The organism is Paraburkholderia caribensis (assembly GCF_002902945.1).
Taxonomy (GTDB): domain Bacteria; phylum Pseudomonadota; class Gammaproteobacteria; order Burkholderiales; family Burkholderiaceae; genus Paraburkholderia; species Paraburkholderia caribensis.
Map to the genome: position 1 here is coordinate 796,068 of NZ_CP026102.1, position 25,421 is coordinate 821,488.

Annotated in this window: 23 protein-coding genes and 1 pseudogene; 14 read left to right on the top strand and 10 right to left on the bottom strand. The window is 63.8% G+C overall.

Annotation, left to right across the window (positions count from 1 at the left end):
* The first annotated feature begins 117 nt into the window (after positions 1–117).
* The 3 genes from C2L66_RS20075 to C2L66_RS20085 are packed head-to-tail and all read left to right on the top strand — an operon-like array spanning position 118 to position 3,923.
* The gene (locus tag C2L66_RS20075) at positions 118–654 is read left to right on the top strand and encodes a (2Fe-2S)-binding protein (protein WP_060603484.1); all 537 of its coding nucleotides are present in this window, start codon (positions 118–120) and stop codon (positions 652–654) included.
* A 9-nt stretch (positions 655–663) separates the two neighbouring features.
* Positions 664–1,665, top strand: coding sequence for an FAD binding domain-containing protein (locus C2L66_RS20080; protein ID WP_060603482.1), 1,002 nt, complete (start codon positions 664–666; stop codon positions 1,663–1,665).
* Between the two features lie 23 nt (positions 1,666–1,688).
* A complete protein-coding gene (locus tag C2L66_RS20085) occupies positions 1,689–3,923 on the top strand; it encodes a xanthine dehydrogenase family protein molybdopterin-binding subunit (RefSeq protein WP_060603480.1) in 2,235 nt (744 codons plus the stop codon).
* Positions 3,924–4,774: 851 nt separating this feature from the next.
* On the opposite strand, the gene C2L66_RS20090 is transcribed toward C2L66_RS20085, so the two are convergent.
* Positions 4,775–5,698 (bottom strand): LysR family transcriptional regulator, encoded by a 924-nt coding sequence (locus C2L66_RS20090; protein WP_060603477.1) that lies wholly within the window; start codon positions 5,696–5,698, stop codon positions 4,775–4,777.
* 337 nt (positions 5,699–6,035) lie between these two features.
* Between C2L66_RS20090 and C2L66_RS20095 the strand changes: the two genes are divergently transcribed.
* The gene (locus C2L66_RS20095; protein ID WP_060603474.1) at positions 6,036–6,806 is read left to right on the top strand and encodes a response regulator; all 771 of its coding nucleotides are present in this window, start codon (positions 6,036–6,038) and stop codon (positions 6,804–6,806) included.
* On the opposite strand, the pseudogene C2L66_RS20100 reads toward C2L66_RS20095, so the two are convergent.
* From C2L66_RS20100 to C2L66_RS20130, 7 genes and pseudogenes are all read right to left on the bottom strand, one after another.
* Positions 6,803–7,117: pseudogene (locus C2L66_RS20100) on the bottom strand (zinc-binding dehydrogenase); the annotation flags it as partial. The gene C2L66_RS20095 and the pseudogene C2L66_RS20100 sit on opposite strands and share 4 nt — an antisense overlap.
* Before the next feature lie 117 nt (positions 7,118–7,234).
* A complete protein-coding gene (locus C2L66_RS20105; RefSeq protein ID WP_060603471.1) occupies positions 7,235–8,014 on the bottom strand; it encodes an alpha/beta fold hydrolase in 780 nt (259 codons plus the stop codon).
* Positions 8,015–8,123: 109 nt separating this feature from the next.
* Positions 8,124–8,450, bottom strand: coding sequence for a DUF4148 domain-containing protein (locus C2L66_RS20110; RefSeq protein ID WP_060603468.1), 327 nt, complete (start codon positions 8,448–8,450; stop codon positions 8,124–8,126).
* Positions 8,451–8,778: 328 nt separating this feature from the next.
* Positions 8,779–10,539, bottom strand: a complete 1,761-nt coding sequence (locus tag C2L66_RS20115; RefSeq protein WP_060603465.1) for a cytochrome c biogenesis protein DipZ — start codon at positions 10,537–10,539, stop codon at positions 8,779–8,781.
* 263 nt (positions 10,540–10,802) lie between these two features.
* The gene (locus C2L66_RS20120; RefSeq protein WP_054932509.1) at positions 10,803–11,558 is read right to left on the bottom strand and encodes a response regulator; all 756 of its coding nucleotides are present in this window, start codon (positions 11,556–11,558) and stop codon (positions 10,803–10,805) included.
* 51 nt (positions 11,559–11,609) lie between these two features.
* A complete protein-coding gene (locus tag C2L66_RS20125; protein ID WP_060603461.1) occupies positions 11,610–12,653 on the bottom strand; it encodes an alpha/beta fold hydrolase in 1,044 nt (347 codons plus the stop codon).
* A gap of 261 nt (positions 12,654–12,914) precedes the next feature.
* A complete protein-coding gene (locus C2L66_RS20130) occupies positions 12,915–14,642 on the bottom strand; it encodes an FAD-dependent oxidoreductase (protein ID WP_060603458.1) in 1,728 nt (575 codons plus the stop codon).
* Positions 14,643–14,960: 318 nt separating this feature from the next.
* Here C2L66_RS20130 and C2L66_RS20135 point away from each other — a divergent pair, with 318 nt between their 5' ends.
* The 5 genes from C2L66_RS20135 (at position 14,961) to C2L66_RS20155 (ending at position 19,034) form a co-directional block, all read left to right on the top strand.
* Complete coding sequence (locus tag C2L66_RS20135) at positions 14,961–16,232, top strand: epoxide hydrolase family protein (RefSeq protein ID WP_060603455.1); 1,272 nt, start codon at positions 14,961–14,963, stop codon at positions 16,230–16,232.
* Between the two features lie 48 nt (positions 16,233–16,280).
* Positions 16,281–16,496 (top strand): response regulator, encoded by a 216-nt coding sequence (locus tag C2L66_RS20140; RefSeq protein ID WP_233445015.1) that lies wholly within the window; start codon positions 16,281–16,283, stop codon positions 16,494–16,496.
* 163 nt (positions 16,497–16,659) lie between these two features.
* Entirely contained in the window at positions 16,660–17,037 is a 378-nt protein-coding gene (locus C2L66_RS20145) for a BON domain-containing protein (RefSeq protein ID WP_060603452.1), read from the top strand.
* 119 nt (positions 17,038–17,156) lie between these two features.
* A complete protein-coding gene (locus tag C2L66_RS20150; protein WP_060603449.1) occupies positions 17,157–17,594 on the top strand; it encodes a DUF3331 domain-containing protein in 438 nt (145 codons plus the stop codon).
* A 39-nt stretch (positions 17,595–17,633) separates the two neighbouring features.
* Positions 17,634–19,034, top strand: coding sequence for an amidase family protein (locus C2L66_RS20155; RefSeq protein ID WP_060603446.1), 1,401 nt, complete (start codon positions 17,634–17,636; stop codon positions 19,032–19,034).
* A gap of 49 nt (positions 19,035–19,083) precedes the next feature.
* Here the strand turns inward: C2L66_RS20155 and C2L66_RS20160 are convergent, their stop codons facing one another.
* Together C2L66_RS20160 and C2L66_RS20165 are read right to left on the bottom strand one after the other, a co-directional pair.
* On the bottom strand, positions 19,084–19,533 hold the full coding sequence (locus C2L66_RS20160; protein WP_233445016.1) for a universal stress protein: 450 nt from the start codon (positions 19,531–19,533) through the stop codon (positions 19,084–19,086).
* A 118-nt stretch (positions 19,534–19,651) separates the two neighbouring features.
* On the bottom strand, positions 19,652–20,002 hold the full coding sequence (locus C2L66_RS20165; protein ID WP_233445017.1) for an RNA polymerase sigma factor: 351 nt from the start codon (positions 20,000–20,002) through the stop codon (positions 19,652–19,654).
* A gap of 363 nt (positions 20,003–20,365) precedes the next feature.
* On the opposite strand from C2L66_RS20165, the gene C2L66_RS20170 reads away from it, so the two are divergent.
* The 5 genes from C2L66_RS20170 to C2L66_RS20190 all read left to right on the top strand — a co-directional run bounded on the left by C2L66_RS20170 (position 20,366) and on the right by C2L66_RS20190 (position 25,261).
* A complete protein-coding gene (locus C2L66_RS20170; protein ID WP_060603437.1) occupies positions 20,366–21,835 on the top strand; it encodes an aldehyde dehydrogenase in 1,470 nt (489 codons plus the stop codon).
* A gap of 89 nt (positions 21,836–21,924) precedes the next feature.
* Complete coding sequence (locus C2L66_RS20175) at positions 21,925–22,872, top strand: AraC family transcriptional regulator (RefSeq protein WP_060606850.1); 948 nt, start codon at positions 21,925–21,927, stop codon at positions 22,870–22,872.
* 25 nt (positions 22,873–22,897) lie between these two features.
* Positions 22,898–23,347 carry a cupin domain-containing protein gene (locus tag C2L66_RS20180; RefSeq protein WP_060603434.1) on the top strand — a complete coding sequence of 150 codons (450 nt, stop codon included), beginning with the start codon at positions 22,898–22,900 and terminating at the stop codon, positions 23,345–23,347.
* 326 nt (positions 23,348–23,673) lie between these two features.
* Entirely contained in the window at positions 23,674–24,702 is a 1,029-nt protein-coding gene (locus C2L66_RS20185; protein WP_054932498.1) for an alpha/beta fold hydrolase, read from the top strand.
* A gap of 22 nt (positions 24,703–24,724) precedes the next feature.
* Positions 24,725–25,261: a cytochrome P460 family protein gene (locus C2L66_RS20190; RefSeq protein ID WP_054932497.1), complete on the top strand. Its 537-nt coding sequence runs from the start codon at positions 24,725–24,727 to the stop codon at positions 25,259–25,261.
* The last annotated feature ends 160 nt before the right edge of the window (positions 25,262–25,421 follow it).

Consider the following 25,421-nt stretch of genomic DNA (forward strand, 5'->3'; position numbering starts at 1 on the left):
GTCCATCGGTGCTCCACGGTACGGCGACGGCGTCGCGCGATCGTGACACGCGCCATCTGGCATTCGACCGTCTTCCTTCCGATCGTCCCATTCCGATTGCTGCATGGAGATTTCCCGATGCCCCACACCATTGCCCGACCTGAAGTCACTCCACCCGGCGACACCCCCCACGCGCAGCCGTCGTCCAGCGTCACGATTCCCGTCGAACTGAACGTGAACGGCACGGCTTACGCGCTCGCGCTCGATCCGCGCACGACCTTGCTCGACGCGTTGCGCGAGCATCTGCATCTGACGGGCACGAAAAAAGGCTGCGACCACGGCCAGTGCGGCGCGTGCACGGTGCATGTGAACGGCCGCCGTGAAAACGCATGTCTGTCTTTCGCTGCGACGCACGAAGGCGACACGATCACGACCATCGAAGGCATCGGCGAGCCCGATGCGCTGCATCCGATGCAGGCCGCGTTCGTCGAATGCGACGGTTATCAGTGCGGCTACTGTACGTCCGGCCAGATCATGTCGGCCGTCGCGCTGCTCGACGAGGCGATCGGCCCCGACGACGCCGACGTGCGCGAAGCGATGAGCGGCAACCTGTGCCGCTGCGGCGCCTACCAGAACATCGTGACGGCCATCCAGACCGTGCGCGGCAAGCGCTAGGAGGCCACGATGGAACTGTTCCAGCTTTCGCGCGCGAACGACGTGCGCGACGCGATCGTCGCGGGCGCGGCGTCGCAAACCGCGCAGCAGGGCGCGCAGGTGCGCTTTCTCGCGGGCGGCACGACGCTGCTCGATCTGATGAAGCTCGACGTGGAGAAACCGGCGCGCGTGGTCGATATCCGCCGCTTGCCGCTCGACCGCGTCGAAGTGACGGATGACGGCGGCGTCAAGATCGGCGCACTGGTGCGCAACGCCGACCTCGCGCTGCATCCGCTGATTCACGAGCCGTATGCGGTGCTGTCGCAGGCGCTGCTGGCAGGCGCGTCCGCGCAACTGCGCAACATGGCGACGACGGGCGGCAACCTGCTGCAACGCACGCGCTGCGTCTACTTCCGCGATACCGCGATGCCGTGCAACAAGCGCGCGCCCGGTTCCGGCTGCGCTGCAATCACAGGCTTCAACCGGACGATGGCGATACTCGGCACGAGCGACGCATGTATTGCGACCAATCCGTCGGATATGAACGTCGCGCTCGCGGCGCTCGGCGCGACGGTGCAGATTCAGGGGACGAAGGGCGCGCGCAGTGTCCCGATCGACGATTTCTACCTGCTGCCGGGCGACACGCCGGAGCGCGAAACCGTGCTCGAACCGGGCGATCTCGTCACACATGTCACGTTGCCTCCCATTCCGGGCAGCCGTTCGCTGTATCTGAAACTGCGCGACCGCGCGTCGTACGAATTCGCGCTGGCTTCGGCGGCTGTCGTCGTCAATGTTGTCGACGGGCGCATCACGCGCGCGCGTGTCGCGCTCGGCGGCGTCGGCACGAAACCGTGGCACGCGCGCGAAGCCGAAGCCGAACTCGCGGGCGCCGTGCCCGACGCCGCCAGCTTTGCGCGCGCCGCCGACGCCGCGCTCGCCAATGCGAAAGCGCAGAGCCAGAACGGCTTCAAGATCGAACTATCGAGGCGCTGCCTGATACATGCATTGACGCAGGTCATGCAGTCTGTCTGAAACTTTTTCGAGGACTTCTTTCCATGTCCACTGTGTCCGATTCCTTGCTGTCCGTGATTGGGCAGCCGCAGTCGCGCGTCGACGGTCCGCTGAAAGTGAGCGGACGCGCGCAGTACACCTCCGATATCGATTTGCCCGACATGCTGTACGCGGTGCCCGTATGCGCGACGATCGCGAGCGGCCGTGTCACGTCGCTCGAATTCGCCGCCGCGCAGGCGATGCCCGGCGTGCGCGTGATTCTGCATCGCGGCAACATCGGCCGCTTCTACCGCATTTCGGGCAACTCGATGGAGACGGGATTCGTCGACGAAGCGCGTCCGCCGTTCGACGACGATGTGATCCGCTATTACGGGCAGTACGTGGCCGCCGTCGTCGCCGAGACGTTCGAGGCGGCGAGCAACGCCGCGGCCGCCGTGAAAGTCGGCTATGACAGGACGGCGCATGACGTCAGCGACGAACTCGAAGCGAAGGGCGAGCCGCATGTCCAAAGCGAGCGTGGCGACGCGGCCTCCGCATTCGAAGCCGGCGAAGTGACGCTCGACGAGACGTACGTGACGCCCGTCGAAACGCACAACCCGATCGAACTGCACGCCACTGTCGCGCAGTGGGACGGCGAGGGCTACACCTTCTATGAGACGACGCAGGCCGTGTCGAACCATCAGGGGACGCTGATGCAGATGCTCGGCTTGCCGAAAGAGAAAGTGCGCGTGATCTCGCGCTATCTCGGCTCGGGCTTCGGCGGCAAGCTGTGGATGTGGCCGCATTCGCTGCTCGCGGCGGCTGCGTCGCGTCACACGGGGCAGCCGGTGAAGCTGGTCGTGAGCCGCAAGATGATGTTCCAGAACGTCGGCCATCGTCCGACGACGCAGCAGCGCATGCGTCTTTCCGCCGATCGCAGCGGCAAGCTCACGTCGCTTCGCCACGACTACCTGAATCACACCGCGATGGCCGACGACTACGAGGAAAGCTGCGGCGAGATCACGCCGTTCTTGTACAGCGTGCCGAATCTGCGTGTGACTTCGGGGCTGGTTCGGCGCAACGTCGGCTCGCCGACGGCGATGCGCGGACCGGGCGCGGTGCCGGGTCTGTATGCGCTCGAATCGGCGATGAACGAACTTGCCCGCAAGCTCGATATCGACCCTGTCGAATTCCGTTTGAGGAACGAGCCGAAAGTGGACGAATCGACGGGCTTGCCGTTTTCGTCGCGGCATTTCGTGGAGTGTCTGACGACGGGCGCGGAGAAGTTCGGCTGGGCGCAGCGCACGGCCGAAGTCGGTTCGATGACGCGCGACGGGCTGACGCTCGGCTGGGGCGTCGGCGCGTGCGGCTGGCCGGGGCTGCGTTTTTCCGCCGAGGCAAGCGTCGATCTGCGCGCGGACGGCACGGCGCGCGTCGTGTGCGGCACGCAGGACATCGGCACGGGCACGTACACGATCCTCGCGCAACTGGTGGCGGGGCACACGGGCATTCCGCTCGACAAAATCGAAGTCGTGCTCGGCGATACGATGCTGCCTGTAGGGCCGATATCCGGTGGTTCGGCCGCGACGGCTTCCGTGATTCCCGCCGTGCTGCAGGCGGCGCGTGCGGCAACGGAGATGGTGCTGGCACGCGCGGCGGCTGTCGACGAGTCGCCATTCAAGGGTGTGGACAAGGACTCGCTCGCGTTTGGCGCGGGGCGGGTGCATCGCAAGACGGAAGCGGCGGAGAAGGGGGTGCCGTTTGCGCAGATCCTGCAGGCGGCGAAGATGCATGCGGCGTCGGGGAAGGGCAGTGCGCAGGGCGGCTTTGACGATCCGTTGAAAAAGCACTATTCGATCTACTCGTATGGCGCGCATTTCGCCGAGGTGACGTGGCAGCCGGAGACGGCGCGGCTGCGCGTGAACCGTGTCGTGACGGTGATCGACGCGGGGCGGATTCTGAATCCGCGCGCCGGGCGCAATCAGATTGAAGGGGCTGTGGTGATGGGGGTTGGGATGGCCTTGTTCGAACATACGATGTATGACGCGCAGAGCGGTGCGCCGATCAATAGCAATCTTGCGGACTATATTGTTGCTTCGCATGCCGATACGCCGGCGCTGGATGTGACGTTTCTTGATTATCCTGATCCTGTTTTTAATGAGTTGGGGGCGCGGGGGATTGCAGAAATCGGGCTTGCTGGTGTCGCGGCGGCGATTACGGATGCCGTGCATCATGCGACAGGGGTCAGGGTGCGGAGGTTGCCAGTGATGATTGAGGATTTGCTTTTGGGGAGTATGTAGCGCCTTCGCGGCGCGGGCGGTTTGGTTGTGGTTTGGTTTTTGTTTTTTGTTTTGGTTTTGGTTTTGGTTTGCCGGTTTTTTCGCTGGCATCCGCGTTACGTTAGCTGGCTTCACGCGTCGCCCCTGTGCGGGGCGGCACCTACTTTTCTTTGCCGCCGCAAAGAAAAGTAGGCAAAAGAAAGCGGCTCACACCGCCAGCTCTTTTTTCTGCCTGAGGGCCCCCAAAGGTTCTTACGCTTCAAACGGCAATCACGTGACCCACGTCCGTTGCCAACGCGCTGAATGAGCGCCTCACCCGCTTCACGCATCTGCGTTTCAGCATGCCTCACCAAACAGTCCACCGCCGCCCAGGTGGCAAACTGTGTGTAGGCTTTCGCGCCATACGCGCCTCACTCCGAACCGATAGCGCACGCCTCCCACCCTGTAAGAGCGCCAAGCCATACGACGCGACAACCTACACACAGTTTGCCACCTGGGCGGCCCATGCCATTCGCTGGCGCCGGCTCATGTACGGGTGTTTGAAGTGGGTGAGGCGCGCATTCGAAGCGTTGGCAACGAGCACCGACCAGGGCACTGGTGTGTGAAGTGTGGGGACGTTGGGGGCCCGTGGGTAAAGGTCAAGGGCTGGCGGTGTGAGCCGCTTTCTTTTGCCTACTTTTCTTTGCGGCGGCAAAGAAAAGTAGGTGCCGCCCCGCACAGGGGCGACGCGTGAAGCGAGCTAACGAAACGCGGATGCCAGCGCAAAGGCCGAAAACCCGAACCGCGACGCGTGAAGCACGCTAACGTAAAGCGGATGCCAGCACAAAACACAAGCAAACCACCAAAATGCGTCGCAGACAAAAACCCCACCCCTACCCATGAACACCATCCCCAAACACCGACAACCGCCGCCGAATCCAGTCGAGCAATTCCATCGGCCCAGGCGACAGCAGCCGACTCGTCTTCACGAGCAAACGCGCATGCGTACTCTGTAAAACAGGATGATCGACAGGCACCGTAGTCAGTTCACCGCTTGCCACTTCACGCCGCGCGGCGAACTCCCCAATCAACGTGACAAAGTTCTCCACCGCAACCATGCGTTTAAGCACAGCAAGCGAATTAGTCGTCATGGCCGGCTCGATCTGCATGCCTTCGGCAATTTCCAGCATCTTCACCGCGTGTCCAATCCCAAACGTCTGCGGCATCATCGCCAGCGGAAACGCTCGCAAATCATCAATCGTAGCGGCCCGCTTCCGCATCGCAAGCGGATGCTCCCGCCGCAACAGCAACACCGCCCGCTGAACCGAACTCGCCAGACACTGAAGCCGCGGATGCGGCGGCGGGTTATAAGCCAGCCCGATGTGCGCCCGGCTTTCAGCCACCTCCTCGACAATCCCGTCGCGAGCCAGCATGCTCATCTCAATCGTCAGCGCAGGATACTTCGCGCAGAACGGCGCGAGCACTTCCTCCGTCAACGTATCGACGAAACCTTCGCTCACTGCCAGTTGCACCCGCCCGTGTCGCAGGCCGCGAAAGGCGTGCAGCTGGTCCTCCAGTTTCTCCTGCTGCGACTGGCAACCCTCCCAGAACTCCAGCAGATGCGCCGCCGGTTCCGTCGGCCGCGCGCCTCTGGCGCCGCGCTCGAATAGCGTCACGCCCAGTTCCTCCTCGAGCAGCCGGATCTGCCGCGTGATGACCGACGGCGACGTGTTCATGTCGTCGGCGGCGCCGCGAATCGAGCCTTGCGTCAGGACCGCGTAGAAATACCTCAGGCGCTGGTGATTGATTGTTCGCATCGTTGTCAGACCTATGAAATCTCGGGTGTTGCCCGCAGGGCAACAGAGAGTGAGCACAGTTGCTGTTGTGTCAACGATGCGTTCCTGCCACCATGCGCGGCACGTTAACCCGCATCCGATGGCCGGCGTGACGCGTGTCGACGCTGCTCATTTGAGCAGCGGGATGTATCCGTCACATGTCGTGAAGTGGCGCGCAAGCAATGTTTTGTATCGGCGAGTGTGGGCCGGATACATCCGCGTACGAAGGCGAGAAGGGTGCTGCTCTGCCGCCGCGTCGCGCCGTCAGTGCAAGGCGGGCGCAGCCCGTTTCGCCGCAGCCGCATTCGTTGAACCTGTCATGAAGAAGCTCGAACACGTGTTGATCGTCGATGACGATAGTGAGACCCGCGAACTCGTCGCCATCCATCTGCAACGCAACGGCATGCGGGTGTCGCGCGCCTCCAGCGGACGCGAGATGCGCGCGGCGCTCGGGCGCGACACCCCCGATCTCATCGTCCTCGAACTGAGACTGCCGGATACGGATGGCCTGTCGTTGTGCCGCGAATTGCGCGCAGGCGAATTTCACGCGATACCCGTCGTCATGCTGTCCGCGCGCCACGACGAAGCGGACCGCATCGTCGCCCTCGAACTGGGCGCCGACGACTACATGTCCAAGCCGTTTGCGATCCGCGAACTGCTGGCGCGCATCCGCGCCGTCCTGCGCCGGACCAACATGCTGCCGCCCGGCATGCGCGTCGCCGAAGCGGCCACCGTGCTGCGCTTCGGCGAGTGGCGGCTCGACACGGCGGCGCGCCGTCTGCTCGACCCCGAAGGCACGGTGGTCGCGTTGAGCGGTGCGGAGTATCGGCTGTTGCGCGTGTTCCTCGATCATCCGAACCGCGTGCTCACGCGCGACCAGTTGCTCAACCTGACGCAAGGCCGTCACGCCGACCTGCTCGACCGCTCGATCGATCTGCTCGTGAGCCGCGTGCGTCAGCGGCTGCACGACGGCGTGCGCGACGGACGCTACATCAAGACGCTGCGCAACGAAGGCTATCTGTTCTCGGCGACGGTGATGCGTGTCGAAAGCGATGTCGCGCATGCGCCTGCGATGACCTGTATCGCCTAGGGAATCAGCAACAGCTTGCCCATGGTCCGGCGGCTCTCCATATCGGCATGCGCGCGTGGGGCGTCCGCAAGCGGATAGACGCCGCCGATCCGCACGTCGAGCACGCCCGCGATGATCCAGTCGAACAACTGCTTCGCCCGCGCACGCAACAGGGCAGGGGTGTGGACGTGATCGGCGAAGGTCGCGTAGCCGATCTTGATGCTCTTCGGCAGGCTCGTGATATGAAGCGGGCCGGCCGCGCCCAGCACCGGCCCATACCAGCAGAACGTGCCCGAGCGCCGCAGCGATGCGAGCGAGCCCTGGAACGTCGCCGGTCGATGACGGCTTTGACCGGGCCGGCAACCGGTTCGCCGCATTCGGCCAGCCGAAGCTTCTCGGGTCCTCCCGGACCGTCCATCACGATGGTTTTCATCCCGTGCGCCCCCGTATCAGTGCGCGTGGCGCGCTGCTGCGATGATCGCGTTGGCGACGGCTTCGGGCTGACTCAGCATCGCGACGTGACTCGCGTCGACGCGCGTCACCTGCGCATGGATCTGCGTCGCCATCTTCGCCTGCAGATGCGGATCGATCATCTTGTCGCGGCCGGGAATCACGAAGTACGACGGCTTCTCATGCCAGGCGGCCTGCGTCACCTTGTCGTTCGCGCAACCCGAAAACCACGGCCCTTGCGTCGCCGCGACGATGCGCTGCTGCCCTGCGGGCAGATCCAGCGCGAAGTCGTCGCGCACGGCCTTGTCCGACAGCGTCAGATAGCGCGCCGAATCCTTTCGCAGTTCGTTCGCCCAGGCTGGCGGCTTCATGCCTTGCGTGATGTCGGCGATCGACTGATTGGCGTCGGGCGCGAAGGCCGCGACGTAGACGAGCGACTTCACCTTGTCGTCGTTGCCCGCCTGGCTGATGACCACGCCGCCCCACGAATGACCGACCAGAACCACGGGTCCCGTCTGCTGATCGATGACGCGCTTCGTGGCCGCGACATCGTCGGCGAGGGAGCTCAACGGATTTTGCACGGGGACGACATGCAGCCCATATGCTTCGAGTAACGGGATCACGCGGTTCCAGCTCGACCCGTCGGCGAATGCGCCGTGCACGAGAACGATATTGGTGCCTTTGAGATCGGCTGGCGTGGCCGCGTCCGCAGTCTGCAACGCGAACAGTCCGCACAGCATCGTGGCGAACGCGAGGATGGCCCTGAAGCTTCTTGTCATTGTGTTGCCCCTGAATACCGCGTTATCAATAGATGTTTTTCTGCTGCGTCAGCCGCGCGCTCCGTTACGACGCATGCGCAGGCATGCATCGGTAACGGAGCAGCGGCGATCACGAGTGCGCGTAGACCGGTTCGAGGCCGAGCACGTCCTGCTGCGGAGCGGGCGTTTGCGCGGTGTCGCGACGCGCGCCGGAACTCGATTGACCCGCTGCGACGCCGCCATACGCCGCGCCCTTTTCAGCCTGGAGGCGCGACAGCGCGGCTTCGATGTTCTTCGGATATTGCGTGTTGTCGCTCGCCGGGTTGTAGCCGGCCTGCTGCAACTGGATCAGCTCGGCGCGCACCTGCGCGCGGGTCACGGGTTGGTTCGACTGCGCGAACGACACAGCGGGAGCGGCGATCAAGGCTGCAACGATGAGGGATTGAACGAGTTTCATGAGTCTTTCTCCAGTAGTGAAGCGGGTTTGCGTTGATGTCATCCCGGGCGGTCATCGCGCTTTGCGCATTGGCTTCGCGCCCGGTCAGTCGCACTGTCATGAATCAACCTTGCGTGTCGTTATTTGAACCCGCTCACGTATCTGGCTTGTTTCCAGAACGCGCCGGAATGTAAGCCAGTATTTCTCGATGGGCGATATATACATTGAGGTACAAATCCCGGGCCGCCGGTTGCCAGTTGTCGGTGACGACGCCCGATGCCTGGCCAATGACAAACGCCACTGCGCCGCGAAAGCGCAGTGGCGTGGCTTGAAGCGCTGCCGCCAGGCGTCAGCCGAACGTGAAGGAGAAGGCCTGCACGCCCGGATCGAGAAACTCGATCGTAAAGGTCCGGTCGCGCACGGCGTCACGCTGACGCACGAGTTGATACAGACGGGCACTGGTCACGACGCCGCTGCCGTCGGTGGCGACATCGGCGCCATGCGAGTCGCCGGGCGCCGCGCCGTCGATCGTGACGCGAAAGCGCACGGGCTTGCCATTCGCGCCCGGGCCGAGCACGAGATGCAGATCGCGTGCGTGAAAGCGATAGGCGATCCGTCCATGCGCGTCGTCGAGCACGGCCGCTTCGGCGCCCACGGTCCACTTGCCGCCGAATGCCCAGCTATTGAGCGGCAATTGCGACGGCACGGTGTACGCGGCGACGTCGTCGGGCCGGAGGTCTTCCGGCGATGCGAAGCCGCGCGCCTGCTGATAACCCACATAGGTCTCGCCCGATTCGACGTTCGGGTTATCCGCCGCAGCCTGCGCGCCGGCGCCCTGAATGGGCGGCAGATCGCGCGGCTGCATGGCGTGTCCCGACTCCGCCAGCAGTTGCTGGATCACCTTCTCGGCTTCGGCATAGCCGCCTTCGCCGAAATGGTGATAACGGATGCGGCCTTGTGCATCGACGATATAGAACGCGGGCCAGTACTGATTGCCGAACGCTTGCCAGATCTTGTAGCCGTTGTCGATTGCGACGGGGTAGTGCACGCCGAGGTCGGCGACGGCGCGCTTCACGTTCGACGGATCGTGCTCGAAGGCGAACTCCGGCGTATGCACGCCGAGCACCACGAGACCGTCGTTGCGATAGCGGTCCGACCACGTCTTCAGATACGGCAGCGTGCGCAGACAGTTGATGCACGAATACGTCCAGAAGTTGACGACGGCGACCTTGCCGCGCAACGCGTCGCTCGTGAGCGGCGGCGAATTGAGCCAGCCCTCGGCGCCATCGAGCGACGGCAGATGGCCTTCCACAGGCAGCGCGGACGGAACCTTCACACTGATGCGCTGGATGTGCGGCTTCGGCGTATCCGGTTTCCGGGCAGGGTTGGAAGAAAGCAGGCCCACCAGCCGGCTTTCGACACCCGTCGTCGATGCCGACGGCACATGCGCGAGCGCGCGCGTGTCGAAGCCGAAGCCGATAGCCGTCACGCTCAGCAGCACCAGCGCGCCCATCGCGCGGCGCACCCGCTCGCCGAGGCCGAGCGAGCGCTTGAGTCCATCGAGCGCCTGCTTGCCGAGCCCCGACACGACGGCGAGCGAACTCGCCGCGCCGAGCGCATACGCGGTCAGTGCCGCCACCGTCGCCCAGCTCGCGCCATGCAGCGCGGCGCCCGTGAGAATCAGGCCGAGAATCGGGCCTGCGCAGGGCGCCCACAACAGGCCCGTCGCCACGCCGAGCAGCAGCGCGGAGCCGACCTGGAAGCGCGTGCCGCGCATTTGCGACAGCGCGGCGACGCGGTTGCCGATGCCGAAGAACGGGCGCGACAGCCGCGCCGACAGCGTCGGGAACAGCAGCGATGCGCCGAACACGCCGAACAGCGCGAGCGATATCCAGCGCCCGTAGTGGTTCAGTTGCGCCGCGCCGCCAAGACCGGCGATGCCGACGCCCGTGACGAGCGCGAACGTGACGGCGAGGCCGAGCAGCAGCGGCAGCCGGCCCGTCACGAACGGCTTGTCGGAACGGGCGAAGACGAATGGCACGACAGGCAGGATGCATGGGCTCAGGATGGTGAGCACTCCGCCCAGAAACGCAATGACGATGAGTAACATGGAATCGACCTCCTGATCCGGAAACGGTTGACTCAACCGGTCTGCACGCAGCGCATGTCGGTCTCGCGCGTGCTCTTGTGACGGATTAGAGCCCGCACATGTATCCGGCGAATGTCAGGAAGGCGAGGGTGCGTATCGCGATGTATCGGCCTGGCGGGCCCGATACATGGCGATACAAACGAGGGCTGTTTTTATGACGCAGGCGTGGCTAAAGCGCCGTCATGCGCCACGAGACGCTGACGGTTTCAGCACCGCGCCGCGCATCACGCATGCTGCCTGGCGCGTGCTTCCTCGACAGCCTTCACCGCTGACGAGAACACATAGCCTTCGTTGCGCAGCGTCTTGATGTAGCGCGGCACGCGGGCGACGTCGCGGAGCCTTTGCCGCAGACGGCTGACCAGCAGGTCGATCGAACGATCGAACGGTTCGGCGTTGCGCCGCTGCGTGAGATTGAGCAGCTGGTCGCGCGTCAGCACGCGCTGCGGGTGATCGAGAAATGCGCGCAGCAGGCGGTATTCCGCGCCGCTCAACGCGACCACGGCGTCCTCGGTGTCGATCAGGTGACGCGCCGTCGTATCGAGCCGCCAGTCGCCGAACCTCAGCATCTCCGTCGATTCCTCCACCAGCATGCCGGGCGGCAGCATGCGCGTGCGCCGCAGCACCGCGCGGATGCGTGCCAGCAGTTCGCGCACGGCACACGGCTTGGCCAGATAATCGTCCGCGCCCATCTCCAGGCCGATGATCCGGTCCATCTCGTCGCAATGCTCGGTCACCATCATCACGGGCACCGCGCGATGGCGGCCCGCGCGCAGCCCGCGGCATAGCGCGAGCCCGTCTTCGCCTGGCAGCATGACGTCGAGCAGGATCACATCGGGCGTATGCCGGTCGAGCACGGCATGCATGTCGCGTCCGCTGGACGCGAGCGATACGCGCATGCCGTTTTTCTCCAGATAACTGGCGACGAACTCGCGCATGCCGCGGTCCTCGTCGACGATCAGAACGTGGTCGGGTTGGTCCATGATGTCAGGTTGGGCGCGACGATAGGCGTGGGTTGGTTGAATGCATCGCGATCAAAGGCGGGCGACCTGCAATACCGCTTCGGCGAATGCCTGAGGCGCTTCCTGCGGCAGGTTGTGGCCGATGCCGCCGCTCACGTTGCGGTGCTGATACTTGCCCGTGAACATCTTCGCGTACGCGGATGGATCGGGATGCGGCGCACCGTTCGCGTCGCCTTCCATTGTGATGGTCGGCACACCGATGGTGGGCAGCGCCGCGAGACGCTGCTCGATCTCGTCGTATTGCGGCTCGCCCTGCACGAGGCCCAGACGCCAGCGGTAGTTGTGAATCACCACGGCCACGTGATCGGGGTTGTTGAACGATGCCGCCGTGCGCTGGTAGGTGGCATCGTCGAAATGCCATTTGGGCGACGCGAGTTGCCAGATCAGCCGGTTGAAGTCGTTGCGGTTGGCTGCGTAGCCCAGCTCGCCGCGCTCGGTGGCGAAATAGAACTGATACCACCATGCGAACTCTGCCTTGGGCGGCAAGGGCTTGCGGTTCGCCTCCTGGCTGCCGATCAGATAGCCGCTCACCGACACCAGTCCCTTGCAGCGCTGCGGCCACAGTGCGGCGATGATGCACGCCGTGCGCGCGCCCCAGTCGAATGCGCCGAAGATCGCCTGATCGATTTTCAACGCGTCCATCAGCGCGATGATGTCGACGGCGACGACGGCCTGCTGGCCGTTGCGCGGCGTTTCGTTGGCAAGAAAGCGTGTCGATCCGTAGCCGCGCAGAAACGGCACGATCACGCGATACCCCGCCGCAGCGAGGATCGGCGCGACGTCGACGAAGCTGTAGATGTCGTACGGCCAGCCGTGCAACAGGATGACGGGCTGCCCGTCCTTCGGGCCCATGTCCACGTAGCCGACGTTCAGCGTGCCGGCGTCGATCTGCTCGATCGCATCGAACGATGTATGGTGAGCCGCTTTCTTCGCGGCGTGCGCGCTCTTCGTGGCTTGCGCGTGCGCGAGATTGCCGAGGCCCAGTTCCAGCAGCCCGATGCCTGCCGCTGTCGTGCCGATCAGTCGACGGCGACGCAGATTCACGGTGTCTTGCATGTGCGTTCTCCTTTTTTTCTCAACCAGTTTTTTGTCAGAGTCGTTCGGGCGGCTTGCTCCGCTAACGCAAGGCAAGATGGCCGATCGCCGCTTCAAAGCATCGATGTGCAAAGAGTAGACTGCCGGCTCGATGTGTTCCATACAATCTGCATCTAGCCAGCTGATTCATCCGGATGGGCAACCGCATACCTTCGTATAGGGTTGTGTCGAGTCTATCCGCAGGCCGGCTCCCGTCATGCTTTCGTCATGCCAGTTGCGCGCTCATGCGGCAGGCAACGGGGCGCTCAGAAACTGATGAATCTCCGCGACGACGGCGGCGCCGTCGCCCACTGCCGCCGCGACGCGCTTCGCCGATGCATTGCGCACATCGCCGATCGCAAATACGCCGGGCACGTTGGTCTGCAACGCGAAGCATGCGGTGTCGGCGCGTACGCCCGCCGCCAGGCCCGTTTTGACGAAGCCCCGGTCGTCGATCTCGACGCTGCAATCGCGCAGCCATTGCGTGTTGGGGCTCGCTCCCGTGAACAGGAACAGATGCCGGGTATCGAACACGAGCTCGCCTTCGGGCGTGTTGCACATGACGGCTTCGAGGCCCCATGCGTCGCTTCTGACGGACGCGACGACGGTCCGCGCATGCAGCACCACGTTACCCAGCGACGCGAGACGATCGATCAGATAGCGCGACATGCTGGTCTCCAGACTGTCGCCGCGAATCAATATGTGGACACGGCTTGCGTGCGTCGACAGGAATACGGCGGCCTGTCCCGCCGAGTTGCCTCCGCCGACGAGGACCACTTCCGCGCCTCGGCACAGGCGTCCTTCGATCGACGAAGCCCAGTAGTAGACGCCGCGGCCCGCGACTTCGTCGAGACCTTCGATGGCGGGCTTCCGGTAAGCCGCGCCCGTCGCGATCACGACCGTGCGCGACGCGATGCGCTGGCCGCCTTGCAATTCGAGCTGAAGCGGCGCCTGCGCGCAATCGAGCCGGTCAATGCGGGTGGGGATCACGACTTCCGCGCCGAACTTCACTGCCTGCGCGAACGCGTTCGCCGCCAGCTCGCGGCCCGACACGCCCGTCGAAAAGCCGAGGTAGTTCTCGATCCGCGCGCTGGCGCCTGCCTGTCCGCCTGGGCCGTGGCTGTCGAAGACGATCACCGACAGTCCCTCGGATGCCGCATACACGGCAGCGGCTAGTCCGGCCGGTCCCGCGCCGACCACGGCGACGTCGTAGGTGCGCGCCGAGTCAAGCTCGGGCAGCAGGCCCAGGCGCGCGGCCAGTTGGCGTTCGTCGGGGTCTTGCAGCAGCGTGCCGTCCGCGAGCATCACGACGGGCTCGCCGTCGCGCCATACGCCCCATTCTTCGAGCAGCGCGCGGATGTCGGCATCCGTCGCGGGGTCCGCGACGGAGTACGGATGGCCGAGCCGATGCAGCAGCCCTTCGAGCGCGAGCAGTTTGAGATCGCCGGAACGTCCGATCAGCACGGGGCCGGCGCCTTCGCGCACGAGACCGAAACGGCGCAGCAGCAGCGAGCGCATGATTCGCTCGCCCAGCTGCGCCTCGGCGACGAGCATGTCGCGTATCTGTTGCGGCGCGATCATTAGTGCTTCGACGTCTTCGAGTGCGAGGCCGTCGGCGAGCGCGGGCTTGCCCGTGAGCTGCGCCACTTCACCGAGAAACTGGCCTGCGCCCAGCTCGACGATGGTCTGCGACCGGCCGAGCCCATCGCGCCGCGACAGCCTGGCACGCCCGCTCAGCAGCACGCGCATGCCAAGTCCCGGCTGGCCGGTACGGAACATCACGTCGCCCGCGCGCCAATGCTCAATCATGCCGAAGCGCATCATTTTTTCGATGTCGGCGGCGCTGAAGCGCGGGTAACGGTCGTCGGCGGGCGCGGCCTTCGGAGCCGCATTCGAATCCGCTAGCGGCTCCATCGGGGAAGGACGCTTGCCTGCCTGCGGATCGTCGCTGCCGTCTCGATGCTGACTCATCGCATTCCTCTATTTGCTATTGCGCTGGAATAATCGCGGCTATGGGGATTGGGGTCAATCCAAACGAAAGTATGATAGGCACCGCGCGTATATTCATTCCCTCGCGCAACTTTAAGTTATTCGTACTGTTTTAATCGCTGCCTGTTACGAACAGGTACACCGCGGACAAACGCGAGATACATTCGTCGTTTCAAATGAGTGGGACGCTTCGGGCCATTCGCTTCGCAAGCGGTCAAGCATTGCTCTGCCAGTTCTCTCACATCGTCGTGCAACTCGTCGCGCACGGATGCCCACTCCTTGGAAACAGGATGACAAAGCATGTCTTCAACTCCGTTCTCGCCGATGCGGCGTAACCTGCTGGCCGCCGGGGCGGCAGCGGGCGCAATGGCGTTATTTCCCGAAGCGCTTTACGCCGCGAACAACGCGGGGAATATCCGTCCATTCAAAGCCAATATTCCCGATAGCGATCTCGCCGATTTGCGCCAGCGTCTGGCCAGAACGCGCTGGCCAGGCAAGGAAACGGTCGCCGACGAGTCCCAGGGCGTGCGGCTCGCGCGCATGCAGCAACTCGTTCAATACTGGGGCAGCGAATACGACTGGCGAAAGGGCGAAGCGAAGCTGAATGCTTTGCCGATGTTCGTGACGGAGATCGACGGGCTGGATATCCAGTTCATCCATGTCCGCTCGCGGCACAAGAACGCGATGCCGATGATCATGACGCACGGCTGGCCGGGTTCGATCTTCGAGCTGATCAAGGCGATCGGTCCGCTCACCGACCCGACTGCATACGGCGCCAGCGCCGACGACGCCTTCCATGTGGTCGTGCCGTCCTTGCCCGGCTTCGGCTTTTCGGGCAAGCCGACCACGCCGGGCTGGGGCTCGGATCACATCGCGCGTGCATGGGGCGTGCTGATGGAGCGGCTCGGTTATGCGCGCTTCGTGTCGCAAGGCGGCGATTGCGGCTCCGTGGTGTCGCACCGTATGGCGATGCAGCACGTCAAGGGCTTGATCGGCATTCACGTGAACATGCCCGCCACCGTTCCCGCCGATATCGCGCGCTCGCTGGCGCTCGGCGATCCCGCACCGGCCGGCCTGTCGCCCCAGGAGAAGAACGCGTACGAGAAGCTCGCCGTCTTCTATCGCGACAACTGCGGTTATTCGGCGATGATGGTCACGCGCCCGCAAACGGTCGGCTATGCGCTCGCCGATTCGCCCTCCGGACAGGCCGCGTGGATGTACGACAAGATTTCGCAGTGGACCTATAGCGGCGGCGTGCCCGAGCGCTCCTTGACGCGCGACGAGATTCTCGACGACATCTCGCTGTACTGGCTGACCGATAGCGCGACGTCGTCGGCGCAGATCTACTGGGAAGATCACTCGAACAACTTCAATGCCGTCGATATCTCGCTGCCCACCGCGATCACGGTCTTCCCGGGCGAAATCTATCAGGCGCCGCGCAGTTGGGCCGAGCGTTGTTATCACAACCTGATCTATTTCAACGAGGTCGACAAGGGCGGTCATTTCGCGGCGTGGGAAGAGCCGCTGCTGTTCGCCCAGGAAGTGCGGGCCGGGCTCAGGCCGTTGCGTTGAGATCCCGAAGGCCCGCGTTGCCTCGTCTGCGACGTGCAGATGCCGGACATGGACGGCATCGAGTTAGTCGACACGCCAAAGCGCAACGGCCTGCGCATCCCCACCATCTTCATTACCGCCTTCGCCACGGTTCGCATACGCGAGCGCGTGCAGGCGGGCGCGGTGCTTTGCACGATCGAAAAGCCGATCGAACACACAGGCGCTGGAAAAAAAGTGGATCGGCCGCGCGCCCGGCTACGGATGACGACGGGAGCGCGTCGCTGAACGCGTGATGCGTGCGCAAGTGCAATGCAACTGTAATCCCGATACATTTGGATACGTCGAGGAAAAACAGACGACACATTCGGCGCTTCTAATCCTTGGCAGGCATCGACGTTAGCCGGTTCGATGGCCTGCAAACCCGTTCTACAACGACAAGGAAAAGACAATGAACCTCCGCCAATTCGTGATGGGCAGCGGCCTCGCCGCCATGCTCGCATTGTCCTGCACGCAGGTATTCGCTGCGGACGCGGCTGCTTCCGCAACGGACACAAGGGCGGCCGCTCCCGCCGCGCCGTCGAAGAAGTCGGTTCGCGTGGCGAATCGCGCGTTCTCGAAGACCGTTCAAAAGACGCTGCTGAAGACGAAAGGGCTGGAAGATACGTCGATCACCGCATTCGGCAACGCGAAGACGGGTCAGGTGACCCTGGCCGGACAGATTGCCAGCGAAGACCAGGACCACCTCGCCGTCGAAACGGCGAAGCAGGTGCGAGGCGTCACGGCCGTTGTCAGCAAGCTGACGCTGCGCCAGCAAGGCGGCGGTTGATCGCGACGTAGTGGACCGATCGCGAACGGCCTTGCCCGCATGCGTTCCGCAGGGCCGCCGCCCGTCAGATCAAAGACGTTTTCACGCTATGACCCGCGACAGGGACGGGAGATGAGTCGATGAATGCGCTGTCCGAAGACAATATCGTGGTACGCACGCTGCTGAATGTGCTGGACCCTTCCACCGAACAGCGCGACGCGTGCGCGGTCAACCGTTATGCGGCGCTGAAGAAGCTGCGCGTCAGCATTCCGTCGCCCGTCGCTGAAGGTGCGAGCAACGCGCCGTCACGGCCCGCGCATACCGTGGTCGAGGAGCGGCTGTCGTCGTGCACGATCAGCGTCTCGTGGAGCGATCCCTGCTCCGGGCGATACAACGCACAGATATGGCGCAGCGGACTCGCGCGCGACGCAGCCGTGTGCGCGCTGACGGGCCGCGCGATCAGTCGCGGCGACGAAGTATTCCGTCCGCGCGCGCACGACTTTCATGTGCCGTCCAACCGGCATCAGATGATCCTCGCCGCGACACTCGATCCGCACGCGGAACAGCCTGGCGCGTGAGGCGTATCATTTCCAGTCCGAATCTTTATCGGGGGCAACATGAGTGAACTATGGCGCCTGTCGGCGGCTGAACTCGCGAAGCGTGTCCGCAGCCGCGAGGTATCCGCGCGCGAGGCGGCGCAATCCGCGCTGGCGCGTCTCGATGCTGTGAATCCCACGATCAACGCCGTCGTCGCGCACAAACCCGAATGGGTGCTGCGCCAGGCGGACGAGATCGACCAGGCGATCGCGCGCGGCGAGGACCCGGGCCCGCTCGCGGGCGTGCCCGTCACCGTGAAGATCAACGTCGATCAGGCCGGTTTTGCGACCACGAACGGCACGCGGCTGCAGGAAAACCTGATCGCCGAAACGAGCAGTCCTGCCGTCGACAATCTGTCGAAGGCGGGCGCGGTGCTGCTTGGCCGCACCAATTCGCCGACCTTCGCGCTGCGCTGGTTCACGTCGAACCAGGTGCACGGGCGCACGTTGAATCCGCGCAATGCGAAGCTCACGCCGGGTGGCTCATCGGGTGGCGCGGCGGCGGCCGTCACGGCAGGGATCGGGCAACTCGCGCTCGGCACCGATATCGGCGGCTCGGTCCGCTATCCCGCCTATGCGTGCGGCGTACATGGGCTCAGGCCGAGCTTCGGGCGTGTGCCGGCGTTCAACGCGTCGTCGCCGGAACGCGCGATCGGCGCGCAACTGATGTCGGCGGCGGGACCGATTGCACGCACCATTGACGATCTTCGTCTCGGCCTGCTTGCGCTTGCCGCGCCGGATCTTCGCGACCCCTGGTATGTGCCGCTGCCGCTGGAGGGGCGAGCCGTGCCGTTGCGCGCAGCGCTGTGCCTGCGCCCTGGCGGTTTGCAGATCGCGCAGGAAGTGGAGGATGCGTTGCTCGATGCGGCGCGCCGGCTCGCCGATGCAGGCTGGAGCGTCGAGGAAATCGACGACGTGCCGTCGATCCGCGAAGCCGGGCAATTGCAGGAGCGCTTATGGCTGGGCGACGGCTTCGACGCGCTGGCCGATACCGTGGCGCGTGACGGCGATCCGGGCGCGGCTGCCGTCGTCGCGGCGGCGCACCTGAAGGTACAGGGCCTGCCCGCCGATGTGATCAGCCGTTCACTGGTACGGCGCTCGACGCTGGTGCGTCAGTGGCGTCTGTTTCTCGATCAGTATGCGGTGGTGCTGATGCCCGTCTCCGGCGAGCTGCCGTTTCCCGACGACCTCGATCAGCGCGGCGGCGAAGGTTTCGACCGTGTATGGGAAGCGCAGCTCACGATGCGCGCGCTGCCGGCGATGGGTCTGCCGGGGCTGGCCGTCACGACGCAACTGGTCGACGGCGTACCCGTTGGCGTGCAGATCGTCGCTGCGCATTATCGCGAGGATTTATGTTTGCTGGCGGGCGAAGCGATCGAAGCGCGCGGTGTGCCGCCTTCGCCTATCGATCCCGTGGTGTGAGCTTGCCGGGCGGCAATGGCCGCCCGGTCCACACGCGCCTTATCAGACATCAGGAAAGGGGCGCGGTGACGGCCACGATTGCGGAGCCGCGCAGCCGTTCGGCCAGATCGAGATGAACGGGACGCCCGCCCCACCAGCGCGCGAACCCCGATTGCACGCGATGACCGATCACCACGATATCGGCGTGGAATGCCGTGACGTGTAGCGGAACCACGTCCACGGTGCGTCCGAACTTCATGAAACCATGCGCGGTGACGCCGAGATTCACGAGATGCGCGACGGCGACGTCGAGCGCTTGTTGTGCGTGTGCTTCCATGCTGCTGCACGCAAGGTCGGACAGCATGCCGGCGCAGGTCGCATTGGCCGTGATCGAATCGACGACGGAAATCACATCGACGTGTGCGGACAAGGCCAGCGACAATTGCGAGCAGCGTTTTAGCGCGGCTTGAGCTTCTGGCGTTCCGTCGTAGACGAGCAGCATTCTTGAAAAGGATGACATGTTCTTTCGAGGCCGTAACGGAGCGCGAAGCGGCTCGTACTCCGATTGAAAGTGAGGAATTCGTAATGCGAGCCGGATGCGTCCGATGCTGGATTTCCTATGCTCTTTTCAACAACGCTTAGCCAGGCGGATCTATTCCGAACACGTTTTTCTGGAAAAGGTGTTGTGTAGAGGGAGAACGTTTCTTCGCCGCACAATGCCGCCGCGCATGGCCCATCGGATCGTCGCGCCAGATCGAATAGACGATCGAGAACATCCAGTCGAGCGGCGATGTGTCGGGAGGCCGTGTGTGTGAGTCTTCCAGCCCGCGCGCGCAGGCCTGATGAACCAGTTCTTCCGCTTCATATTCGTTCTCTGTGAGCCGTAAGGCGAAAGACCAGAGCCGGGGAAGCATGTCCGGAAGAACGAGCGAAAGTTCTGTGCACTGCATTGCAATCGGGAAACGGATTGACTGAGGGAGAACTGCCAACTTTAGCGTTTCCCATTGACAGATGGCTTGTCTATGTGGCGCATTTTTCTTGTCTGGGACGCGCATTCGAACGCAAGATCTTTGAAACTGGATGCGCCCTGAGCGGCAGCAGATACATTACGACATATTCCTGCGCCAAAACCAGGCTATAACCGGGTATCCGTCAGAAAGCGCGTTTTGGACAAGCGATCGAATTGCCTTGGACAATTTCCGAAAGAGTCGAATCACTACACTGAAAAATCAGAGGTTCCTGGCGTTAGCGGAATCCGTTGGTGGGTTTCAATCCGGCATGACGGCATATGACGGGTGCCTGCTTCGAAACCCTTTCAGTGTAGATGTCGAAGATTTTCAATCGGAAAGATCATGACCGAGTACTCCACCGCACTTTCGTCGAATGTCCGCAGTCGCTTTTTCATTGATGGCGAATGGGTATTGAGCCATTCCGATGCGCGCCATGTGCTGATTTCTCCTGCTACGGAAGAACCGTTCATGTCCGTTCCGCTCGCGGATTCCGTGGACGTCGAGCGCGCGGTCGCCGCGGCGCGCCGGGCGTTCGACAAGGGACCGTGGCCGAAGCTGTCGGGCGCTGAGCGAAGCGTTTATCTGAAGCGGCTGACGGAAGAAATCCGCCAGCGCTTGCCCTTGCTCGCGCAACTGTGGACCGATCAGGTCGGCGCGCCGATTACATTTGCAAGCGGCCTGCTGCCCACGGGCATCACACGCTTCGAATTCTTTGCGTCGCTTGCACAGACGTTCGAATTCGAGGACGCGCGAGCCACGCGACGCGGCCACGCGCGCGTGCGGCGCGAACCTGTCGGCGTTGCCGCGTTGATTGCGCCATGGAATGCAACCTTTCCGATCGTGTCGCACAAGATCGCGGCGGCGCTGGCGGCGGGGTGCACGGTCGTCGTCAAATCGCCGCCGGAGAGTCCGCTCGATGCGCTGATCATTGCGGAATGCGCGGCGGCTGCGGGCCTGCCTCCGGGCGTGCTCAATGTCGTCACGGCAGGCCGCGACGGGGGCGCGCAACTGGTGCAATCGCGCGATGTCGACAAGATCAGCTTTACGGGCAGCGTGGCAACGGGGCAATGGATCGCGCGTGCGGCCGTCGACAGGCTGGCGCGCGTGACGCTGGAACTCGGCGGGAAATCAGCGGCGATTCTGCTCGACGACGTCGATCTGCCTTCGGCGCTGGCCGCGCTGACGCCGTTCACGATGCCGTTTTCCGGTCAGATCTGCTTCGCGCAGACGCGCATTCTTGCGCCCAGGGCGCGGCATGACGAGGTCGTGAGCGCGTACGCTGAGATCATTTCGAAGCTGAAGCTCGGCGACCCGCGCGAGGCCGATACGCGTATCGGGCCGGTATTGAACGCAGTGCAGCGCGAGCGCGTGCGCGGTTATATCGAGCAGGGCATCGGCGAAGGCGCGCAGAGGGTGTTGGGCGGAACGGGCAATGGCGGCTTCGCGAAGGGCTACTTCGTCGAGCCTACGGTATTCGCTCACGTCACGCCGGACATGACGATTGCGCAGCAGGAAATCTTCGGTCCCGTCGTTTCGATTCTGCCGTACGACGACATCGACGACGCCGTGCGTATCGCGAACGCCACGCCGTATGGTCTGAGCGGCTCGGTGTACAGCAGCGACGTGGAGCGGGCTTACGCGCTCGCGTGCCGCATTCAGGCGGGCCATATCGGCATCAACGGCATCGAGCTGGCGGCCAATGTGCCGTTCGGCGGTTACAGGTTATCAGGAGTGGGCCGCGAAGGCGGCCGCGAGGGACTGGAGGCGTACCTCGAAACCAAGGCAGTGTTCATGCCGACGGCGGCTGGATGACAGGCAGACAGGCGCGGGCGCAATCGATTCTTTGCGCCCGCGCCAAAGCCCTGCGCATGCCCGTCCGTTTTGATTCATGGGACGTTTTCATGCACTTCGACACGCACGAGATGACTTTCGACACCGTTCCGGGCGCAGGCGAACGATGGTCGGACATCATGTTGAACAGCCGCGGCTTGAGATGCGCATTCGATCCACTGCAGTCGATCGACTCGACCGTCAAGAGCTGGACCCTGGGTGAAGTCGGCGTGTCGCTGGCCGACCTGTCCACGCAAACGCTGTCGCCCGTCGGCGAGGAATGTCCGTCGTGGCAAGGCGGCTGGCTGTTCGTGAAGCTCGTGACGGAGGGCCATGTGCATGTGCAATCGCGCGGTCTCGTCGAGCGCTTCGAGGCGGGCAGCATGTTCATCATCGACCCCGTCTATCCGTTTGTCGAAGTATTCCCGGAGCGCGCGGGAATGACGGTGCTGCGGGTGCCGAAAGCGCGTTTGCGCGAGCGTGGCGTGCATCGGTCGAGTGCGGGGCCGCTGGTGGGCGATGCGCGGTCGCCCGATGTCCGCGCGACCCGCGATCTCATTCAGTGCATTGCGCGGCAATCCACCGCGCCGAGCGTCGTCGCGCAAAACATGATGGGCGAGCAATTGCTCGAACTCATCGAGTTCGCGATGATCGATCCCGGCGCACGGTCGAAGCGACGCTGCCCCGAAGCGTTGGTCCATCAGGCGAAGCGTTACATCGAAAACCATCTCGGTGAGGCTGGGCTGGACGTCGCTGCGATTGCGAATGGCGTGCATGTTTCTTCGCAACACTTGCAGCGCCTGTTCCGTGCAAAGGGCATGTCGCTGATGCGGTATCTGTGGCAGGCGCGGCTCGAGCGCGCGGCGCTATTGCTGCGAACGCGCGGCGCGCACGACGGTTCGATTCAGGAAATTGCGTGGCAATGCGGATTCACCACGGCAGCGCATTTCAGCCGCCTGTTCAAGCGGCAATACGGCGTGTCGCCATCGGATTTTCGCTTTGCGGGCAATCAGTCGTAACAGCGTTCACTCACAGGAAAACATCGTGTACAAGGCATGTTTCGCTGCAGTGGCATTGAGCAGTGCAATCGTATCGACGGGTTTGCATGCGGAAACCATCAAACCCGTCAAGGTTTCGAAAGCCGAACTGGCCGGCGCGATATTCAACCGCAACGACGCGGTGAAGAAGGATGACGGCGGTCATCGAAGTACCGACGTGGTCACTTTCACGTCGCCGGATAACGCGTATCAGACAGGCGTCTATAAATCGGGTCCGTTGCACGAGGACATCAAAGGCCCGCAAGGCCTGCCGTATAGCGAGTTTCTTTATTTTCTTTCCGGCAGCGTGAAGCTGACCTCGTCGGACGGTTCGGTGATGGTCGTGAATACGGGCGAAGCCGTCACGCTGCCGAAAGGATGGACGGGACAGTTCGACACGCAGGGCTACACCAAGCTGTACGTCACCTACGATGCAGACGAAGCGAAGAAGCAGTAAGACGGTCCGGAAGGCTGAGCGCGTTTCCCGGGCCGCCATTCACGACGTTTTTGTATCCCAATGTATCTGCGCCGCCGCCTGATACATAACGACTCATTGGCGGACATTGCGGACAAACCGCAGATACGTCCGACATGTTTAATACCTCCATGCCAGCGGTGCTGGCGTTGCGAACGGGAAGCGCGAACAGGCGTTCGCGCCAAACGCACTGAGGCACTGAGCGACGCTCGCGCTGATCGCGTTGCGCGTGCTGTCGAATCAACAGGCTGCGCATCTGACCCGAGCGCGCAGATGTCATTCATGCAACCGTACCTGAGGAAAAAAACATGTCGGATCAGATCAACACTCGGCGCCGCCGCCTGCTCGGGACGACCGTTGCAGGCATCGGCCTGCTGGAACTGGGCTTGAGCGGACTCGCCAATGCACAGACCAGCGTCAAGACGGGCGGACGTGCCGCTTCGTTCGACACGATCAAGCAGATCAATGCGGGCACGCTGAACATCGGCTACGCGGAAGCGGGCCCGCAGAACGGCCCGGTTGCGATTCTGCTGCACGGCTGGCCGTACGACATCTACAGCTTTGCCGAAGTCACACCGTTGCTGGTCGCCGCCGGTTATCGGGTGATCGTGCCGTATCTGCGCGGCTACGGCAGCACGCGCTTTCTGTCCGCGGATACGCCGCGCAACGGCCAGCAAGCCGTGATCGCCGTCGACATCATCGCGCTGATGGATGCGCTGAAAATCGACAAGGCCGTGCTGGGCGGGTTCGACTGGGGCGCGCGCACGGTGGACATCATCGCCGCGCTGTGGCCGGAGCGTGTCAAGGCGCTGGTGTCGGTGAGCGGTTATCTGATCGGCAGCCAGCAGGCGAACCGCGCGCCGCTGCCGCCGAAGGCGGAGTTTGCGTGGTGGTATCAGTTCTACTTCGCGACGGAGCGCGGTTATGCGGGCTACGACGCGAACCGCCACGACTTCAACAAGCTGATCTGGCAACTCGCCTCGCCGAAGTGGAATTTCGACGACGCGACGTTCGATCGCACGGCCGAGTCGTTCGCCAACCCGGACCACGTTGCTATCGTGATCGACAACTATCGCTGGCGTCTCGGCCTGTCGCGCGGCGAGGCGAAATACGACGAACTGGAAAAGCGCCTCGCGGCGGCGCCGACCATTTCGGTGCCGACCATCACGATGGAAGGCGACTCGAACGGCGCGCCGCATCCGGACCCGTCGGCGTACGCGAAGAAGTTCACGGGCAAGTACGCGCACCGGAACATCGGCGGCGGCGTCGGGCACAACCTGCCGCAGGAAGCGCCGAAGGCGTTCGCCGACGCGATCATCGACGTGGCGCGTTTCTGAACGGACGACGGGGAGCCATCCAATGCGACCAAAGCGAGCCATCCGGACCGCGTATGTCGTCCTCAGCACGGCGCTGCTGCCCGGCGCCGTGTCGGCGGATCAGGCGATTGCCGAATCCGCCAAACCCGCCGCTGCAACCAAAGCGGCATCGCCGATTTACGGTGTCACGATTCCCGACGGATACCGCAAGTGGCAGATGATCGCGCCCGCCGAGGAAGCCGCGCCGCTCGACGAGCTGCGCGTCGTGCTGGGCAACCCCGCTGCGATCAAGGCGATCGAAAGCTCGACACTGCCGTATCCGGACGGCACGATCCTCGTGAAGCTCGCGTACAAGCGCAAGCAGTCGCCCGATTTCGAGTCCGCGACCGTGCCGGGCCAGGCGACCACGGTGCAGGTAATGGTGAAGGACTCGCGGCGCTATGCATCGACGGGCGGCTGGGGGTTCGGGCGCTTCATCAACGGACAGCCCGCCGATCTCGCGCAGCATCAGACCTGCTTCGCCTGTCACGCGGCGAAGGTGAAGGACCGCGACTACGTCTTCACGCGGTACGCGCCGTAAGCGCGGGCGGGGCTTGGCAGGTTGTGGGATTGCGGCGTGCCTGAAGGCTGTGTGGGATAATCGCGGTTTGCCCAGGGCGCGACTCACGAGGTTGTTTGCACGGGCGCACGAGGGGCCTTTATTCCCGCGGCCCGCTTTCTCTACGCGATAACTCTCCCAC

What these genes read in the sequence shown, in the direction of transcription:
- C2L66_RS20105 (WP_060603471.1), bottom strand. Translation starts at nt 8,014, where the DNA reads ATGACAAGAAGCTTCAGGGCCATCCTCGCGTTCGCCACGATGCTGTGC.
- C2L66_RS20140 (WP_233445015.1), top strand. Translation starts at nt 16,281, where the DNA reads ATGGACGGCATCGAGTTAGTCGACACGCCAAAGCGCAACGGCCTGCGC.
- C2L66_RS20115 (WP_060603465.1), bottom strand. Translation starts at nt 10,539, where the DNA reads ATGTTACTCATCGTCATTGCGTTTCTGGGCGGAGTGCTCACCATCCTG.
- C2L66_RS20120 (WP_054932509.1), bottom strand. Translation starts at nt 11,558, where the DNA reads ATGGACCAACCCGACCACGTTCTGATCGTCGACGAGGACCGCGGCATG.
- C2L66_RS20110 (WP_060603468.1), bottom strand. Translation starts at nt 8,450, where the DNA reads ATGAAACTCGTTCAATCCCTCATCGTTGCAGCCTTGATCGCCGCTCCC.
- C2L66_RS20155 (WP_060603446.1), top strand. Translation starts at nt 17,634, where the DNA reads ATGAGTGAACTATGGCGCCTGTCGGCGGCTGAACTCGCGAAGCGTGTC.
- C2L66_RS20125 (WP_060603461.1), bottom strand. Translation starts at nt 12,653, where the DNA reads ATGCAAGACACCGTGAATCTGCGTCGCCGTCGACTGATCGGCACGACA.
- C2L66_RS20175 (WP_060606850.1), top strand. Translation starts at nt 21,925, where the DNA reads ATGCACTTCGACACGCACGAGATGACTTTCGACACCGTTCCGGGCGCA.
- C2L66_RS20090 (WP_060603477.1), bottom strand. Translation starts at nt 5,698, where the DNA reads ATGCGAACAATCAATCACCAGCGCCTGAGGTATTTCTACGCGGTCCTG.
- C2L66_RS20130 (WP_060603458.1), bottom strand. Translation starts at nt 14,642, where the DNA reads ATGAGTCAGCATCGAGACGGCAGCGACGATCCGCAGGCAGGCAAGCGT.
- C2L66_RS20145 (WP_060603452.1), top strand. Translation starts at nt 16,660, where the DNA reads ATGAACCTCCGCCAATTCGTGATGGGCAGCGGCCTCGCCGCCATGCTC.
- C2L66_RS20170 (WP_060603437.1), top strand. Translation starts at nt 20,366, where the DNA reads ATGACCGAGTACTCCACCGCACTTTCGTCGAATGTCCGCAGTCGCTTT.
- C2L66_RS20150 (WP_060603449.1), top strand. Translation starts at nt 17,157, where the DNA reads ATGAATGCGCTGTCCGAAGACAATATCGTGGTACGCACGCTGCTGAAT.
- C2L66_RS20135 (WP_060603455.1), top strand. Translation starts at nt 14,961, where the DNA reads ATGTCTTCAACTCCGTTCTCGCCGATGCGGCGTAACCTGCTGGCCGCC.
- C2L66_RS20190 (WP_054932497.1), top strand. Translation starts at nt 24,725, where the DNA reads ATGCGACCAAAGCGAGCCATCCGGACCGCGTATGTCGTCCTCAGCACG.
- C2L66_RS20160 (WP_233445016.1), bottom strand. Translation starts at nt 19,533, where the DNA reads ATGTCATCCTTTTCAAGAATGCTGCTCGTCTACGACGGAACGCCAGAA.
- C2L66_RS20185 (WP_054932498.1), top strand. Translation starts at nt 23,674, where the DNA reads ATGTCGGATCAGATCAACACTCGGCGCCGCCGCCTGCTCGGGACGACC.
- C2L66_RS20085 (WP_060603480.1), top strand. Translation starts at nt 1,689, where the DNA reads ATGTCCACTGTGTCCGATTCCTTGCTGTCCGTGATTGGGCAGCCGCAG.
- C2L66_RS20095 (WP_060603474.1), top strand. Translation starts at nt 6,036, where the DNA reads ATGAAGAAGCTCGAACACGTGTTGATCGTCGATGACGATAGTGAGACC.
- C2L66_RS20080 (WP_060603482.1), top strand. Translation starts at nt 664, where the DNA reads ATGGAACTGTTCCAGCTTTCGCGCGCGAACGACGTGCGCGACGCGATC.
- C2L66_RS20075 (WP_060603484.1), top strand. Translation starts at nt 118, where the DNA reads ATGCCCCACACCATTGCCCGACCTGAAGTCACTCCACCCGGCGACACC.